At 74.7% G+C, this 16,392-nt stretch carries 14 protein-coding genes and 1 pseudogene; 7 read left to right on the forward strand and 8 right to left on the reverse strand.

Annotated features, from left to right (window positions below):
- Positions 1 to 39: 39 nt before the first annotated feature.
- Positions 40 to 1,236 (forward strand): annotated as a pseudogene (locus tag LEP48_RS00380) (MFS transporter); the annotation flags it as partial.
- A 56-nt stretch (positions 1,237 to 1,292) separates the two neighbouring features.
- Here the strand turns inward: LEP48_RS00380 and LEP48_RS00385 are convergent.
- Together LEP48_RS00385 and LEP48_RS00390 are read right to left on the reverse strand one after the other, a co-directional pair.
- Positions 1,293 to 2,471 carry a threonine aldolase family protein gene (locus tag LEP48_RS00385; RefSeq protein ID WP_255640492.1) on the reverse strand — a complete coding sequence of 393 codons (1,179 nt, stop codon included), beginning with the start codon at positions 2,469 to 2,471 and terminating at the stop codon, positions 1,293 to 1,295.
- A gap of 104 nt (positions 2,472 to 2,575) precedes the next feature.
- Positions 2,576 to 2,785 (reverse strand): dodecin family protein, encoded by a 210-nt coding sequence (locus tag LEP48_RS00390; protein ID WP_225563532.1) that lies wholly within the window; start codon positions 2,783 to 2,785, stop codon positions 2,576 to 2,578.
- Between the two features lie 274 nt (positions 2,786 to 3,059).
- On the opposite strand from LEP48_RS00390, the gene LEP48_RS00395 reads away from it, so the two are divergent.
- The 3 genes from LEP48_RS00395 to LEP48_RS00405 are packed head-to-tail and all read left to right on the forward strand — an operon-like array spanning position 3,060 to position 7,707.
- Positions 3,060 to 4,082, forward strand: coding sequence for a 3-oxoacyl-ACP synthase III (locus LEP48_RS00395; protein WP_225563533.1), 1,023 nt, complete (start codon positions 3,060 to 3,062; stop codon positions 4,080 to 4,082).
- Positions 4,076 to 6,715: an alpha/beta fold hydrolase gene (locus LEP48_RS00400; RefSeq protein ID WP_255640494.1), complete on the forward strand. Its 2,640-nt coding sequence runs from the start codon at positions 4,076 to 4,078 to the stop codon at positions 6,713 to 6,715. Before LEP48_RS00395 ends, LEP48_RS00400 begins: the two co-directional genes overlap by 7 nt.
- Positions 6,712 to 7,707 (forward strand): NAD-dependent epimerase/dehydratase family protein, encoded by a 996-nt coding sequence (locus LEP48_RS00405; RefSeq protein ID WP_225563535.1) that lies wholly within the window; start codon positions 6,712 to 6,714, stop codon positions 7,705 to 7,707. Before LEP48_RS00400 ends, LEP48_RS00405 begins: the two co-directional genes overlap by 4 nt.
- Here LEP48_RS00405 and LEP48_RS00410 read toward each other — a convergent pair.
- On the reverse strand, positions 7,686 to 8,729 hold the full coding sequence (locus LEP48_RS00410) for a LacI family DNA-binding transcriptional regulator (protein ID WP_225563536.1): 1,044 nt from the start codon (positions 8,727 to 8,729) through the stop codon (positions 7,686 to 7,688). The genes LEP48_RS00405 and LEP48_RS00410 overlap by 22 nt on opposite strands.
- Positions 8,730 to 8,840: 111 nt before the next feature.
- On the opposite strand from LEP48_RS00410, the gene LEP48_RS00415 reads away from it, so the two are divergent.
- Complete coding sequence (locus LEP48_RS00415) at positions 8,841 to 9,995, forward strand: Gfo/Idh/MocA family protein (RefSeq protein WP_225563537.1); 1,155 nt, start codon at positions 8,841 to 8,843, stop codon at positions 9,993 to 9,995.
- Positions 9,992 to 11,065 (forward strand): Gfo/Idh/MocA family protein, encoded by a 1,074-nt coding sequence (locus LEP48_RS00420; RefSeq protein WP_225563538.1) that lies wholly within the window; start codon positions 9,992 to 9,994, stop codon positions 11,063 to 11,065. Before LEP48_RS00415 ends, LEP48_RS00420 begins: the two co-directional genes overlap by 4 nt.
- Positions 11,066 to 11,099: 34 nt before the next feature.
- Here LEP48_RS00420 and LEP48_RS00425 read toward each other — a convergent pair whose 3' ends face one another.
- A complete protein-coding gene (locus LEP48_RS00425) occupies positions 11,100 to 11,402 on the reverse strand; it encodes a putative quinol monooxygenase (RefSeq protein WP_225563539.1) in 303 nt (100 codons plus the stop codon).
- 60 nt (positions 11,403 to 11,462) lie between these two features.
- Entirely contained in the window at positions 11,463 to 12,269 is an 807-nt protein-coding gene (locus tag LEP48_RS00430) for a class I SAM-dependent methyltransferase (RefSeq protein ID WP_225563540.1), read from the reverse strand.
- A gap of 241 nt (positions 12,270 to 12,510) precedes the next feature.
- Between LEP48_RS00430 and LEP48_RS00435 the strand changes: the two genes are divergently transcribed.
- The gene (locus LEP48_RS00435) at positions 12,511 to 12,705 is read left to right on the forward strand and encodes a helix-hairpin-helix domain-containing protein (RefSeq protein ID WP_225563541.1); all 195 of its coding nucleotides are present in this window, start codon (positions 12,511 to 12,513) and stop codon (positions 12,703 to 12,705) included.
- 39 nt (positions 12,706 to 12,744) lie between these two features.
- Here the strand turns inward: LEP48_RS00435 and LEP48_RS00440 are convergent, their stop codons facing one another.
- The 3 genes from LEP48_RS00440 to LEP48_RS00450 form a co-directional block, all read right to left on the reverse strand.
- On the reverse strand, positions 12,745 to 13,959 hold the full coding sequence (locus LEP48_RS00440; RefSeq protein WP_225563542.1) for an NAD(P)/FAD-dependent oxidoreductase: 1,215 nt from the start codon (positions 13,957 to 13,959) through the stop codon (positions 12,745 to 12,747).
- Positions 13,960 to 14,093: 134 nt separating this feature from the next.
- A complete protein-coding gene (locus tag LEP48_RS00445; protein WP_225563543.1) occupies positions 14,094 to 14,525 on the reverse strand; it encodes an Hsp20/alpha crystallin family protein in 432 nt (143 codons plus the stop codon).
- A gap of 140 nt (positions 14,526 to 14,665) precedes the next feature.
- The gene (locus LEP48_RS00450; protein WP_225563544.1) at positions 14,666 to 16,381 is read right to left on the reverse strand and encodes a BCCT family transporter; all 1,716 of its coding nucleotides are present in this window, start codon (positions 16,379 to 16,381) and stop codon (positions 14,666 to 14,668) included.
- Between the last annotated feature and the right edge of the window lie 11 nt (positions 16,382 to 16,392).

A 16,392-nucleotide genomic window follows, 5' to 3' on the forward strand; every position in this document is an offset into this window, starting at 1 on the left:
CCCGCCGTCAGGACCGAACCCTGATCGAGGAGGTGGCCGGTGGCCCCCAGCGCACGGCCGTTCTGGACCTATTGGGCAGCGAGCACCGCGAGCGGCGTCGGGACCGCCGTCACGACGGTCGCGCTGCCCCTGACGGCGGTGACCGTGCTCGACGCCGGTCCGGTCGAGACGGGTCTGCTGGCCGCGTCGTCGTACCTCGCCTGGGTGGTGCTCGGCCTCCCCGCCGGTGCGATCGTGCACCGGCTGCCCCTGCGCGCCACCCAGGTGGTGGCCGACCTGGTGCGGGCGGTGGTGATGCTCGCCGTCCCGCTGGTCTGGTGGCTGGGGGAGCTGCACCTGGTGCACCTGGTGCTGGCCGCCCTCGCGGTCAACGTGGCCGAGGTGTTCTTCTTCACCGCCAACACGACGTTCCTGCCCACGGTGGTACCGCAGCACGAGCTGACCGGCCGCAACAGCCTCGTCTCGGGTACTCATGCGGCCACCCAGCTCGGCGGCCCGTCCGCAGCGGGACTGCTCGTCCAGGTGGTGGGCGCGGTGCCGGCGCTGCTGGTCGACGCCGCCTCCTACCTCGCGTCCGCGCTGCTGCTGCGCCGACTGCCGGAGCGGCGCGAGCCGGCCCCCGCCGACGGCGAGGCGCGCCCACCGATGGGCGCGATGATCGCCGAGGGCTGGCGGTTCGTGGTGCGCCACCCGGTGATGGCACCCGCCACCTGGTGGGCGTGCACCGTCAACCTCGTGTGCGGGGTGCAGGCCGGACTGTTCGCCGTGTACCTGGTGCGCGACCTCGACGCGCCGCCCGCCATGGTGGGCGTGCTGCTGGCCGCCGACGGCGTGGGCTCGCTGCTCGCGGCGGCCGCCACGCCGTGGCTCGTGCGCCGGTTCGGGTCCGCACGGGTGCTCCTGTTCGACGGGCTGGTCGGGTTCGCCGGCGCGCTGCTCATCCCGCTCGGTGCAGGAGGCGTCGGCTGGCTCTGCTTCGCCGTCGGCACGCTCGTGTTCGGCGCGTCCGTGGTGCCGGGGAGCGTCGTGACCCGCACGTACCGGCAGGTGGCGAGCCCGCCGCAGCTGCTCTCCCGCGTCATGGCCACCGTGCGGTTCGTGTCGTGGAGCATGATCCCGCTGGGCTCGCTGGTGGCAGGGGTGCTGGCAGCGCGGTTCGGCAGCCGGGAGGTGCTGCTGGGGTCGGCGTTCGTGCTGCTGGCCGGGCCCGCGATCGTGGGGCTGAGCGAGATCCGGCGCCTGCGCGACCTCGAGGACTATCCGCCGCCGAGATCCGGCGTCGGGCCCGACCCTCAGGCGAGGGCGTCAGCCGCGGCCGCGACGAACGCGTCGACGTCGTCGGGCGTGGTGCTCCACGCGCACATGAGCCGCACCTCGACCCGGCCGGAGTCCTCGCCACCGGCCCAGTCGTAGAAGCGCGAGCGCTCGCGCAGCCGGTCGGCGACGACGCGCGGCATGGTCGCGAAGACGGCGTTCGCCTCCGTCGGGCGGGTCACGCGGACGCCCGACGGCGCGCCGTCCGGGTCGTCGGCCCCGCCCAGCCGCGCCAGGCCGGCACCCAGCCGGGCGGCCATGGCGTTCGCGTGCGCGGCATTGCGCCACCACAGGGGAGCGTCGCTCTCCGGTCCGCGGCCGGGTGCGGCCGCCGTCGGGGCGCCCGGCTCGCCGAGCAGCGCCAGGAGCTGCGCGGACACGAACCTCATCTTCGACGCGAGCTGCATCTGGGCCTTGCGCAGGAACGGCACGGCCGCCGCGGCCGACTCCCGCGCCCGCGCGGACGCGTCGTGCGGGGCGTCGTCCGGCCCCAGCACCAGGACCGCCTCGCCCAGCATGCCGCCGTTCTTCGCGGCACCCAGGGAGACGACGTCCACCCCGAGGTCCGTGGTCAGCGCACGCAGCGAGCAGCCGAGCGCCGCGGCGGCGTTCGCCAGCCGCGACCCGTCGACGTGCACCGCCATGCCCAGGTCGTGCGCCACGTGCACCAGCGCGCGCAGGTCCTCGACGGTGTACACGGTGCCGAGCTCCGTGGACTGCGTCAGGGACAGCACGGCCGGGTGGGCGCGGTGCACGTCGTCGCGCTGCGGTGCCCACCGGGCGACGTCGTCGGGCGTGATCCGGCCGTCCACCGACGGGCAGGCGAGCAGCTTGAGGCCGCCCACCCGCTCGGGCGCGCCGTTCTCGTCGGTGTTCGCGTGCGCGACGTCGGACGCCACGACACCGCCCCAGCGCGGAGCGAGCGCCGTGAGCGACACGACGTTCGCCCCCGTGCCGTTGAGCAGCGGGAACGCGAGCGCCCCCGCGCCGAACACCTCGCGGACGCGGGCGTCCAGCCGCGCCGTGACAGGGTCGTCCCCGTAGGCGACGGCGTACCCGTCGTTCGCCGCGGCGACCGCCGCGAGCACGTCCGGGTGGGCGGGCGCGTAGTTGTCGGAGGCGAACGGCGGGAGCTCAGGCACGGTCACGGCGCCCAGCGTAGGCCCGCCCGGCGCCTTGCCCACGCCGCGCCCACGCCGCGCCCACGCCGCGCCCACGCCGCGCCCGTGCCCCGCGCTCGTAGGGCGGGGCGCCCCCGGTCTCAGTCGTCGAGGACGAAGGTGATCTCCAGCGTCACCTGGTACGACGACGCCACGCCGTCCCGCACGTCGATCTTCTGCTCCTTGACCCACGCCCCCTGCACGTTGCGCAGCGTCGAGGCGGCGCGGGCGATGCCCGCCTGCGTCGCGTCCTCGAAGCTGCTGTCCGAGCGGGCCGTGATGGTGGTGATTCGAGCCACGGAGGTCGTCATCTCTGCTCCTCGTCGGTCGGACGGCGCCGCTCGAGCGGTGCCGTCCATCCATCGTGACCCGGTCCGGCGATGGTCGCCGCCCGGGGGTCATCCCCCGAATCCGGGCGTGGCCGAGCCCACAGGGCGGCGTGGAACCGCGCCGTCGCGCCGCGCGTCTTACCCTCGGAGGTGCGGATTGGCGGCGTGCTCGTCACCCGTGCGGGGCCCGAGACCGTGGCCCCGGCCATGTCGTCGTCGCCGCCGGGTGCCCTCCGCCCGGCCGTCTGGAGCTCGAGTGACCGGGAACGCCACCACCAGGTTCAGCAATGTCGCATTGCTGTCGGTCACGCGCCGGCTGCCCTCAGGGGTCCGGACGTCGGCCGACGTCCAGGCGCGCCTCGCCCCGTCGCTGCGCCGGCTCAAGCTGCCCCGGACGCTGCTGGAACGCGTGGCGGGCGTGTCCGAGCGCCGCGCCTGGGGTCCCGGCGAGGACTCCGACACGGCGACCGTCGCCGCCGGCCACGACGCGTTGCGCGAGGCAGGGGTCGACCCGAGCGACGTGGGCCTGCTCATCAACACCTCGGTGACGCGCAAGCACCTGGAGCCGTCGGTCGCCGTGCGCCTGCACCACGGGCTCGGGCTGCCGTCGTCGGCGGTGAACTTCGACGTCGCGAACGCCTGCCTCGGCTTCATCAACGGCATGAGCCTGGCCGCCACGATGATCGAGTCCGGGCAGATCCGCTACGCGGTCGTCGTCGACGGCGAGGACGCCGACGACATCCAGGACCGCACCGTCGAGCGCCTGCTGCGCGACGGCGTGGGCCGCGAGGACTTCATGCAGGAGTTCGCCACGCTGACCCTCGGCTCCGGGTCCGCCGCCGCCGTGCTCGGCCGCGCGGACGAGCACCCGCAGGGGCACCGCGTGCTCGGCGGCGTCACGCGTGCCGCCACCCGGTTCCACGACCTGTGCGTGGGCAGCGCCGACGGCATGTTCACCGACGCGAAGGCGCTGCTCGACGGCGGCCTCGAGCTCGTCGTCGACGCCTGGAAGGACGCCACCGCGGACTGGAGCTGGGACTCGATGGACCGGTACGTCACCCACCAGGTGTCGCGCGTGCACACGAACGCCATCGTCGAGGCGGTCGGCCTCGACCGCTCCAAGGTGCCCACCACGTACCCGCGCCTGGGCAACGTCGGACCGGCGTCCGTGCCGATCACCCTCGTCGAGGAGCAGGACTCCCTGGCCGCGGGTGACCGGGTGCTGCTCATGGGCGTCGGCTCGGGCATCAACACGGCGATGCTGGAGCTCGCCTGGTGACTGCGCGAGCAGGTGCGCGGGCCGCCGACACCGTCCCGCCGGGTCTGCCCGGCCTCGAGGTCCGGTACAGCCGTGTGCTGACCGACGCGTGCGGCGCGCAGTGGCACTACCTGGACAACCTGCCCGACCTCGCCGACGCCGCCGACGAGGCCCTGGAGGGCACCGTCCTGGCGGTGCACGGCAACCCGACGTGGTCGTACCTGTGGCGCCGGCTCGTCGCCGCGGGCGCCGAGGCCGGCTGGCGCGTCGTCGCCGTCGACCAGCTCGAGATGGGCCTGTCCCAGCGCGCGGCCGACCCGGCGGACCGGTACCGCACGCTGCCGGAACGCGTCGCGGACCTCGCCGCGTTCACCGACGCGCTGGGCCTGACCGGCCCGGTCGTGACGCTCGGGCACGACTGGGGCGGCGTCGTCTCGCTGGGCTGGGCGGTGGACCACCCCGACCGGCTCGCCGGGGTCGCGCTGCTCAACACGGCGGTCCACCAGCCCGACGACGTGCCGCTGCCCGCACCGCTGCGGCTCGCGCTCGCGGGTCCGGTGCTGCCGCTCGGTACCCGCAGCACGCGCGCGTTCCTCGAGACGACGCTGGCGCTGGCCCGCCCGGCGCTGCCGGCGCACGTGGCCGACGCCTACCGGCTGCCGTACCGCCGCGCGGACGAGCGGGCCGGGATCGAGGGGTTCGTCGCCGACATCCCCGCCGGCCGCGAGCACCCGAGCCGGCCCGAGCTGGACCGCATCGCGGCCGGCGTCGCCGCCCTGAAGGTGCCCGCGCTGATGCTCTGGGGTCCGCACGACCCGATCTTCTCCGACCGGTACCTCGACGACCTCGTGCACCGCCTGCCGCACGCGCACGTGCACCGGTTCGCCGACGCCGGGCACCTCGTCGCGGAGGACGCCGACTGGGTGGGGCCCGTCACCGGGTGGTTGCGCACGACCGTCGAGCCGTCCGGTCCAGCCGGGCCGTCGGCCGGGCCGTCCGCCGGGCCGCAGCCCCCGTTCGTGCCGCTCTGGGCGGCGCTGGACGCGAGGGCCGCGGACGCGGCTCCCGCCGTCCTGGACCTCTCGGCGGCCGAGGGCAGCGTCGCGCGCTCGGTGACGTGGCGGGCGCTGCACCGCCAGGTGCTGCGCGTCGCCGCGGGGCTGCACGCCATCGGCGTGCGGCGCGGCGACCGCGTGTCGTTGCTGGTGGAGCCGGGCCCCACCCTCACCGCGCTCGTGTACGCGTGCCTGCGGATCGGCGCCGTCGTCGTCGTGGCCGACGCCGGGCTCGGCGTGCGCGGGATGACGCGCGCGCAGCGGGGCGCGTGGCCGCAGTTCGTCGTCGCGCAGCGCAAGGGCCTCGCGGCCGCGCGGACGCTCGGCTGGCCGGGCGTGCGGATCTCCGCCGACGCGTTGTCCCCGGCCGTGCGACGGGCGCTCGGCGTCGAGCACGAGCTGGTCGACGTCGCCCGCGCGGGCCAGGGCACGGACCTGCCGCCGGAGCCCGGCCCGCTCGACGAGGCCGCCGTGCTGTTCACGTCGGGGTCGACCGGCCCTGCGAAGGGCGTCGTGTACACCCACGCCCAGCTCTCCGCGCTGCGCGACGTGCTCGCCGCGCACCTCGACGTCGGTGCCGGCACGGGCCTGGTCACGGGGTTCGCGCCGTTCGCGCTGCTCGGCCCGGCGCTGGGCACCCGCTCCGTGACCCCCGTCATGGACGTGTCCCGGCCGCGCACGCTCACGGCCCGGGCCGTGGCGGACGCCGTGCGCGCCGCCGACGGCGACATGGTCTTCCTCTCGCCCGCGGCGATCCTCAACGTCGTGGACACGGCGGGCGAGCTCGACGCCGCCGACCGTGACGCACTCGCCCGGGTGCGGACGTTCCTGTCCACGGGCGCCCCCATCGGTGCGGACCTGCTCGCCGCCGCCGCCCGCCTCATGCCCCGAGCCACCGCGCACACCCCGTACGGGATGACGGAGTGCCTGCTCGTCACCGACATCACCGGTGACGGGGTCCGCGACGCCGCCGCGGAGCCGGACGACGGCGTGTGCGTGGGCGTCCCCCTTCCCGGCGTCGAGGTGCTGGTGAGCGCGCTCGACGCCGGCGGCGCCGCGACGGGGGAGCCCGGGCGCGCACCCGGCGTGCTCGGCGAGGTGCTGGTGCGCGCCCCGCACCTCAAGCAGCGCTACGACCGGCTCTGGCTCACCGACCGCGCCGCCGAGCGCGACACCCCGCCCGGCCGCTGGCACCGCACGGGCGACGTCGGGCACCTCGACGACGCCGGTCGCCTGTGGATCGAGGGCCGGCTCGCGCACGTGCTCACGACGGCGGACGGCCCGCTCGCGCCCGTCGGGCCGGAGCAGCACGCCGAACGGGTGGCGCAGGTGCGGCGCGCGGCCGTCGTCGGCGTCGGGCCGGCCGGGGTGCAGCACGCCGTCGCCGTCGTGGAGACGCTGCCCGCCACGCGCCGACCGGGCCTCGCCCCCGCCCGGCTCGCCGCGGCGGTCCGCGGGGCGTGCCCGGTGCCCCTCGTGGCGGTCCTCGTGGCGCCGCGGATGCCCACCGACGTGCGGCACAACTCCAAGATCGACCGCGCGCGGCTGGCCGCCTGGGCGGACGGCATCCTCACCGGAGGCCGGGTGGGAGCGCCGTGACGGTGCTGGTCACCGGCGCGTCGGGGCTGCTCGGCAGCGTCGTCGCCCGCGTGCTCGTGGACCGCGGCGAGCAGGTGCGCACCCTCCAGCGCAGGCCGTCGGGCGTCGCGGGGGCGGTCGACGTCGCGGGGTCGGTCACCGACCCGGACGTGGTCGCGCGCGCCGTCGAGGGCGTGGACGGCGTGGTGCACCTCGCCGCCAAGGTGTCGCTGGCGGGTGACCCGGCCGACTTCGACGCGGTGAACGTGGGCGGCACCTCGACGGTGCTCGACGCCGCGCGGCACGCGGGGGTGCCGCGGTTCGTGCAGGTGTCCTCGCCGTCGGTCGCGCACGCCGGGTCGTCGCTGGTGGGCGTGGGCGCCGAGCCCGCGGACCCGACCCGCGCGCACGGCGACTACGCGCGCACCAAGGGGCTCGCCGAGCTGCTCGCCCTCGCCGCCGACGACGGGTCCGCGGGGACGGACGTCGTCGCCGTCCGGCCGCATCTCGTGTGGGGACCGGGGGACACGCAGCTCGTCGAGCGGGTGGTCGACCGCGCCGCCCGCGGGCGCCTCCCGTTGCTGGGGCACGGTGCCGCGCTCGTCGACTCCACGTATGTGGACAACGCCGCCGACGGCATCGTCGCCGCGCTCGACCGCCTGCGCGACGCCCCCGACGTCGTGCGGGGGCGTGCGTACGTGCTGACGAACGGCGAGCCGCGCACGGTGGCCGACCTGATGGCCGGCATCTGCGGCGCGGCCGGGGTGCCGGCGCCGGCGTGGCGGGTCCCCGCGGGGCTCGCGCGCGCGGCCGGGAGCGTCGTCGAGGCCGTGTGGCGCGTGCGCCCGGGCACCGACGAGCCGCCGATGACGCGGTTCCTCGCCGAGCAGCTCTCCACCGCGCACTGGTTCGACCAGCGCGCGACCCGGGCCGACCTGGGCTGGACGCCCGCGGTGAGCATCGACGAGGGCATGGAGCGGCTGGCGGCGTACTACGCCGACCGCACCCGCTGACCCGCGTCCCGCCCGCCTCCGGTGGACTCCCGCCAGACGACGCGGTGGATCGGCCCGTCCGTCGTGGGGCGCGGTTCGCCGCGGAGCACGGCCAGCAGCCGGTGCATCGCCCGGCGTCCGGCCTCGGTGAAGTCCACGGCGACGGTGGTGAGCGACGGCGTGAGGTGGGCGCCGATCTCGACGTCGTCCCAGCCCGTGACGGCGACGTCGCCGGGCGCGGTCCAGCCCCGCTCGCCCACCCCGCGCAGCACGCCCGCGGCGACGGTGTCGTTGGCCGCGATCACCGCGACCGGTGGGGCGTCGTCGGGCAGGGCGTGGGCGGCGAGCCGGCCGGACTCCGCCGACCACTCGCCGCCGAGCACGCCGAGCGACGTGACGCCCGCCCCGGCGAGCCGCTCCACCGACGCGAGGTAGACGTCGCGGCGGGCGCGCGCGGAGGCGTACTGCGCGGGGCCCGCGACGTGGGCGAACCGTCGGAACCCGGCGGCGGCCAGGGCATCCACGAGCTCTCGGACGGCGGTCGCGTCGGCGAGGTCGCCGAGGCTGCGCATCTGCTCGTCGAACGTCGCCTCGGCGACGACGGGTGTCCCGCCGTCGCGCTCGCCTGTCGCCGCTCGGTCGGTCAGCGCGTCGGCCCCCACGGGGACCAGCGTGAGGATCCCCTCGTACTGGCGGCTCGCGGCGAGCTCGCGGACGCGGTCGGTGCGGTGCTCGACGGTGCCGTCGATGCTGTGCGTCCGCACGGCGTAGCCGGCGGCCTCGGCCACCTCGCCCGCTCCGGTGAGCACGCGGAGCTGGTGGTCGAGCACCGTGCCGGTGACGACGGCGAGCTGGCCGGTGCGGCGGGTGCGCATCGAGCGGGCGGCGAGGTTGGGGCGGTAGCCGATCGACGCGGCGACCTGCAGCACCCGCTCGCGCGTCGTGGCGGAGATGGTGCCGCGCCCGGTGAGCGCGTACGAGACCGTCGCCTGCGACACCCCGGCGAGGCGCGCGACGTCGCGGCTGGTGGGTGGGTTCGGCACGGCCACAGTATGGGCTCCCTGCGGACTGGGATTGACACGGTCCCGGCTCCCCGCCAGGCTGATGGTCCTCACATGATACGTATCATTCGGGTTCCAGCGGAGGAACACACCATGCTCAGCATCGGGATCGTCGGCACCGGCGGGATCGCCCGCGCGCACGTCGACGCCTACCAGCGGTTCGCCGAGGAGTGCGAGGTGCTTGCGCTCTGCGACCCCGCACCGGGGAAGGCCGAGGCGCTGCGCGCCGAGCTCGGCCTCGACGGGGCCCGCGTCTATACCGACGTCGCGCAGATGCTCGCCGCCGAGCGCCTCGACCTCGTCAGCGTCGCCACGCCGCCGTCCACCCACGCGGCGCTGTCCGTCGCGGTGCTGCGGGCCGGCGTCGACGTGCTGGTCGAGAAGCCGATGGCGCCCTCCCTCGAGGAGTGCGACGCGATGATCGAGGCGGCGCGAGCGACCGGGCGGCTGCTGTCCGTCGTCGCGCAGAACCGCTTCCGCGACGACATGGCCACCCTCAAGGCCGTCCTCGACTCCGGGCTCTTGGGCCCCGTGTCGCACACGCAGGTCAGCTCGTCGTGGTGGCGCGGCACCGAGTACTACGACCTGTGGTGGCGCGGCACCTGGGAGCGCGAGGGGGGTGGGTGCACCCTCAACCACGCCATCCACCACCTGGACCTCACCCTGTGGATGCTCGGTGCCCCCCGTGCCGTGACGTCGGTGCTCACCAACGCCGCGCACGAGAACGCCGAGGTGGAGGACCTGTCCGTCGCCGTGCTGCAGTACGACCGGGGGCTCGCGGAGGTCACCAGCTCCGTGGTGCACCACGGCGAGGAGCAGGCGATCGTCGTGCAGGGGCGGCATGCGCGGGTGTCCCAGCCGTGGCGGGTCGTGGCGGAGGTCGCGGGCCCGAACGGGTTCCCGGAGCCGGACGGTGACGCCGACCGGGTCACCGCGATCGAGGCCGTGGCGGCGGCGCACCGCCCGCTCGAGCACACGGGGCACGCCGGGCAGGTGGCCGACATGCTCGCCGCCGTGCGAGACCGCCGGCGGCCCGCCGTGGACGGCGCGGACGGGCGCCGGGCGGTCGAGCTCGTCACCGCGATCTACGAGGCCGGGATCGAGCGCCGCACCGTCGACCTGCCGCTCGCGCCCGACGACCCGTACTACCGCGCCGGCACCCTGGAGGAGCGGGCGCCGCGGTACTTCGCCAAGACGGCGTCCGTCGACGCGCTGCCGGGCGAGATCATGGTGGGGGCGAAGGCATGAGCGGCGCGAGCGGGGACCTGTACGCGCCGGAACCGGTGCCCGCGCCGGTGGTCGAGCCGGGGGAGTTCGCCTTCGCGGCCGCGCGCCTGGACCACGGGCACGTCTACGGCATGTGCGAAGGGCTGGCCGCCGCGGGCGGCACGCTGACGTGGGTGTACGACCCCGACCCGGCCAAGGTGGACGCGATGCGGGCCAGGTTCCCCGACGTCCGGGTCGCGCGCAGCGAGGACGAGCTGCTCGACGACGACGAGGTCCGCCTGGTCGCGAGCGCCGCCGTGACGTCCGAGCGGTGCGCGCTCGGGCTGCGCGTCATGGACGCGGGCAAGGACTACTTCACGGACAAGGCGCCGCTGACGACGCTCGAGCAGCTCGCCGCGGCCCGCGAGGCGACCGCCCGCACGGGGCGCAAGTACGCCGTCTACTACTCCGAGCGCATCCACGTCGAGGCGGCCGTGCTGGCGGGCCAGCTCATCGACCGGGGCGCGATCGGCCGGGTGCTGCAGGTGATGGGCCTCGGCCCGCACCGCCTGGGCACCGGACGCCCCGACTGGTTCTTCGACAAGGAGCGGTACGGCGGCATCCTCTGCGACATCGGCAGCCACAACTTCGAGCAGATGCTGCACTACGCGGGAGCGAAGGACGCCGAGGTCAGCCACGCCGCCGTCGCGAACTACCACCACCCGGAGCACCCCGGGCTGGACGACTTCGGCGAGGCCGGCATCGTCATGGACAACGGCGCCACCGGGTACTGCCGCGTCGACTGGTTCACGCCCGACGGCCTGAGCACCTGGGGGGACGGGCGCACGTTCGTCCTCGGCACGGACGGCTACCTCGAGCTGCGCAAGTACGCGAACATCGCCACCGGTGACGGCGGCGGGCACGTGTTCCTCGTCGACGGCTCCGGTGAGCACCACCTGCGGGCCGACGGCGAGGTCGGCTTCCCGTACTTCGGCGCGCTCCTGCTCGACTGCCTGGAGCGCACCGAGAACGCGATGACGCAGGAGCACGCGTTCAAGGCGGCCGAGCTGAGCGTCAGGGCGCAGCTCGCCGCGCGGGTGCTGACGCCCTGAGCCAGCCGGCGGCGGGTCGGCAGGGAGCTGACCCTCAGGCCCGCAGAGGTGATCCGACCACGGTGAACCGGTCGCCGCCGAACTCCCCGGAGAGAAGCGGCCGCGCGTCGGAGATCGATGCCTGCACGCTGGGCAGCTCGAGCGACGCGCGGTGCGCCTCGGCGGAGGTCCACAGCTCGACGACGAACACCCGGTCCGGGTGCTCGTCGCTGGTGCCGACCTCGTAGAGCAGGCAGCCGGCGCCCACCAGCTCGTCGCTCGGCCGGGTGAGGAACGCGACGAGGTCGTCGCGCCTGCCGGGCGCAGCGCCCAACCAGCCCACGTTGGCGTACGTCATGGCCGTACCGTAAGCAGGGCGTTCGACGGCGCCCGGGACGGCGCGCGGATCGCGCCGGATTCAGGGGCGTCGCGCCTGGACCCACATCGCCGGCGTGTCCATGAAGGTCGCACGGGCCACCTCGTGGGCGTCGACCAGCCCGGCCGCCGTGAGGAGCCGCTGGATCCCCGCCTCGGCGTTGTCCGCGCGGTACTGGTTCTGGCCGATCTCGTGCTTGTGCTCGTGCTCGTGCTCGTGCCGGTGGTGGTGCTGCTGCGTTGCGTGCTTTCCGTCGTGCTGGTGCGCGCCGTCCTGCCCGTGGTCACCGTGCGCGTCGAGGTCGACGATGGTGACCACCCCGCCGGGGCGCAGCGTGCGGACGAGCTCGGCCGCGAACCGCTCCTTCTCGGCCATCGGCACGTGGTGCAGCGCGAGCGACGACACCACGTGGTCGAGGCTCGCGTCCGCGGCGGGCAACCGGTCGGCGTAGCCCCGCACCAGGGTCACCTGGCCGGGGTGGCGACGGCGCCGGACGCGCCGTCGAGCCTTGCGCGCCGCGTGCAGCAGCGCGTCGCCGTCGGGGTCGAGGCCGGTGACGACGGCGTCCGGCACCGCGTCGAGGACGGTCAGCAACAGGTTGCCGGTGCCGCAGCCCACGTCGAGCACGTGCTGGCCGGCGCTGATGCCGGCAAGCTCCACGGTCCGCCGGTGCAGGCGGCCGGCGCGGTGCCACCAGCCGAGCACGTCGTACCAGGGCATCTTCCACGCGCTGCTCATACCGGGGAGGTAGGGCTTGTCCGCCTCGTCCGCGCGCACATCGTCGTACAGCCGGACGGCGTCGTCCGGCCGGCCGGCGTGCTGGTGCCCCTGGGGTCCGCTCTCCACCATTCTCGGAACGTTACCCGGCGTCGGGACGCCGGTCCCACGTTGTCGTTTCGGCACCTGTCCGTTCTGCCGGACGGACGACGTCTCAGCGGTCGCGAGTCCGCCGGCGCGGTCTTCTACGGCACAGCCGGATCCGTGACACGCGAGCCGTCGCGAATCCTGCCCGTCCGACACCCGTCAGGACGACAACATCGGACCGGCGCCCTCATCGGCGGTCACGAGACCGGCAACGGAGAATGGCGGCATGACCACCGTCGAGCCACCCGACGACCGGGGCGACCTGCCCTCCGCCATCGGTCGTCCCGCCACCCGCGCCCTCGAGAGCGCCGGGATCACGACGCTCGCGGCCGTCGCACAGCGGTCCGACGCCGAGCTGCTCGCGCTGCACGGCGTCGGACCGAGGGCGGTGCGGATCCTCCGGGAGGCTCTCGCCGATTGAGCGGTGGCGAGGGGCGGAACCCGGTGCGGAGACGGGGAGTCAGGCCACCGGCACCGCGTCGGACGTCGCCGCGACCTCGCGCTCGCGAAGGGCCGCGCGGCGGCGGGGGTCGCCGACGAAGGCCGGGATGCGGAACCGCCCGGGCCAGCGGGCCTCCCAGCCCAGCTGTTTGACGGTGCTCCAGCAGACGAGCTCCTTGAGCCCGGCGCCGAGCCACGCGGCGCCCCGGCCGCCGAGGTGGACGCCGATCGGCGCGTCGTCCCGCCGGGAGAACTCGAACATCCCCGCGCCGCGGCCGAGGCTGAGGCACTGGCCGAGGAACGCGACGGCGACGTCGGCGGGCTCGGTGCCCGCGATCCGGCTCAGCACGGTGTCGCCGGCCATGCCGCCCAGCTGACCGGCGGCCTGGCAGCTCATCCGGAAGGGACGGTCCGACGGCGCGGCCGAGTCACCGGCGGCGACGATGCGGTCGTCGTCGACGCTCGTCAGCGTCTCGTCCGTGCGGAGGCGCCCGACGGCGTCGGTCGACAGGCCGCTGCGGGTGGCAAGGTCCGGCACGCCGAACCCGGCGCTCCAGATCGTCACCGCGCTGGGGATCTCCCTCCCGTCGGCGAGCTGCACAACGTGGGGAGTCACCGCCGTCACGACGGCGCCCGGCCCGCTGGCCACCGTGACACCGAGCCGGGCCAGCGTGGACGCGACGACCCGGCGGCCGCGCTGGTGCAGGTACGGTCCGAGCTCGTCGCAGACCAGCGTCACCGCCCGGCCCTGCTCCGCCAGCTCCGTGGCGGTCTCGATACCGGTCGGCCCGGCCCCGACGACGGTCACCGCGGCTCCGGCGCCCGCGGCGTCGAGCGCGGGCTCGAGCCGCTGCGCCTCTTCCAGCGTGGCGATCGGGTAGGCGTGCTCCGCCGCGCCGGGGACGTCCGGGACGGCGCTGCCGCTGCCGACCGCATAGATCAGGTAGTCGTACCCGGTCGTGCTGCCGTCGGACAGGATCACGTGGCGTCCTGGGGCGTCGATCTGCTCCACGGCGTCGACGACCAGCGTGACCGTGGGTGCCAGCACGTCGCGGTAGTCCACGACGGCGTCGTGCGTGCCGGCGACGCGCTGGTGCAGGCGGATCCGCTCGACGAAGCTCGGGCGCGGGTTGATGAGGGTCACGCTCACGTCGTCGCGCCTGGTCAGGCGGTTGGCCGCCGTCACGCCGGCGTACCCGCCGCCGACCACGACGACCTCGGTCTTGGTGTGCATCGTCTTCTCCTTCGTCTTCGGTGGCTCTGGAACCCCGACGGGACGACGGACGCAGACGTGACAGACCTCGCCGCGCGCGACGGCGCCCGGCCATCGTGCGATGACCGGGCGCCGTCGGGCAGGCGTGAGCGGGCTCAGGCCGCGGTGGTGACCTCGATGCGCTGCGGCGTGGTGCCGGCGAAGACGCCGGCCACGGTGACCGTCAGGACGCCCGCGTCGTAGGACGCGGTGACGGCGTCGCCGTCCACGGCCTTCGGCAGGGCGACCACACGACGGAAGGAGCCGAAACGGACCTCCGAGATGCGGCGGCCCTCCGACTCCTCGGAACGCTGGTCCTTGCGCTCGCCGCGCACGACGAGCTTGCGGCCCTCGACCTCGACGGTGACGTCCGTCGCCGGGTCGACACCCGGCAGGTCGAGGCGGGCGACGAGGTCCTCGCCGTCGCGGTACACGTCCGCGGCGGGCGCCGCGCTCGTGGTGTGAGCGGCCTCGGCCGCGAAGCGCGGGCTCCACAGGTCGCGGAGCCAGGCGTCGGCGAACGGGGTGCGGGTCAGGGTGGTGGTCATGCTGTCCTCCTCGGGTGGGTGGTGCTGAGGGGTACAACTTGAGCCACCCCGGCTCAATTTCCGGGTTCGCCGACGGCGATCACCGCGCGGCGTCGTCCCCGGCGCTCCGGCGCCGAACGCTCGCCCCGGCGGCACGGTGCTCAGCTCTCGTCGGGCCTCGCGTCGTCCGTGGTCGCCGGCGCCGGCACCCCGGTGGAGTCGCGGCTGCGCCCCTGCCCGGCGACCTTGGGCCGGCCTCGTCCCGCGTCGCGCCGGGTGAGCACGTCGGCGAACTGCGCCTCGACGGCCGCCCCTCGTGCGGCGTGCAAGCCCTTCATCAGGCTGAACATCATGATGACGGCCAGGACGAAGATGGGGAGCCCGATCACGGTGATCACCTGCTGGAGGGCGGCGAGCCCGTCTCGTCCCGTGAGCCCGCCCAGGATGATGAGCGACGCCGCCAGCGCCCCCTCGCTCACGCCCCAGAAGACGCGCTGGCGCACGGGTCCCGGGTCCGAGTCCCCGGTACAGAGCATGTCGACCACCAGCGACGCCGAGTCGGACGACGTGGCGAAGAACAGGGCGACGACGACCACGGCGACGCCGGAGATTAGCGTGGCGGCCGGGAAGTTGTCGAAGAACGCGAACATGGCGAGCGCCACGTCGTCGGCCACGGCCTCGGACAGGGGGCCTCCGGAGCCGCCGATCCCGTCGAGCTCCATCGCGGACCACCCGAAGACCACGAACCACACGGCGGTGAACAACGACGGTGCGAGCAGCACCCCGACCACGAACTGCCGGATCGTCCGGCCGTGCGAGATCCTGGCGAGGAACACCCCCATGAACGGCGCCCAGGTGACCGTCCACGCCCAGTAGAAGACCGTCCACCCGCCCTGCCAGCCCCAGCCGCCCTCCTTGGTGAACTGCGCCATCGCGTCGTTCCACAACGCGAGGCCGGCGAAGTCCTGGAGGTAGACCCCGATCGACTGGGGGATCTGCCGCAGCAGGAACAGCGTGTCCCCGGAGACGAGGATGAACACCAGGAGGCCGACGGCCATGAGGATGTTGAGGTTCGACAGCCGCTTCACCCCCTTGTCGAGGCCCGCGACGATGGACGACACGGCGACGGCGGTGAGCACGGTGATGATGCCGACCTGGAGCCACATGCCGTTGTCGACCGAGGGGATCAGCGCGTTGATGCCTGCCCCGATCTGCGACGTCCCGAGACCGAGCGAGACCGCCAGCCCGAACAGCGTCCCCAGGACGGCGAAGATGTCGATCGTCTTGCCGATCGGCCCGTAGATCCGCTCCTTGAGGAACGGGTAGAACACCGAGCTGACCCGCAGCGGCAGCTTGTACCGGTAGACGAAGAACCCGAACGCCAGCCCGGGCAGCGTGAAGATCGCCCACGTGTGCAGGCTCAGGTGGTAGAGCGAGACCGACATGGCGTCCGACGCTGCCTCGGCCGAGAACGGTGCCACCCCGCTGATCGGCGGGGTGGCGAAGTGCGACATCGGCTCGGCGACGCCGTAGAACATCAGCACGGTGCCGATGCCGCCCGCGAACAGCATCGCGAACCAGGACACGTTCCCGTAGGCGGGGCGCGAGTCGTCGTCGCCCAGGCGCAGGTGCCCGAACTTGCTGAGCGCGACATACGCGAGGAACAGCAGCCAGAGCGTGACGCCCAGGATGAAGAACCAGCCCAGGTTGGTGACGATCCACTCCCTGCTGCTGCCGAACGCGTCACCGATCTGCGCGGGATAGACCAGCAGCAGGATCAGGAACGCGACCATCAGCGCGGCGGAGACGAAGAAGATCGTCGGATCCGTGCGCAGCCCCAGCCGCCGTGCCAGCCCGTCGAGACGCTTCTCGGCCATCGCAACCCCCC

This window comes from Isoptericola luteus (assembly GCF_020297055.1).
GTDB classification, from domain to species: Bacteria; Actinomycetota; Actinomycetes; order Actinomycetales; family Cellulomonadaceae; genus Isoptericola; species Isoptericola luteus.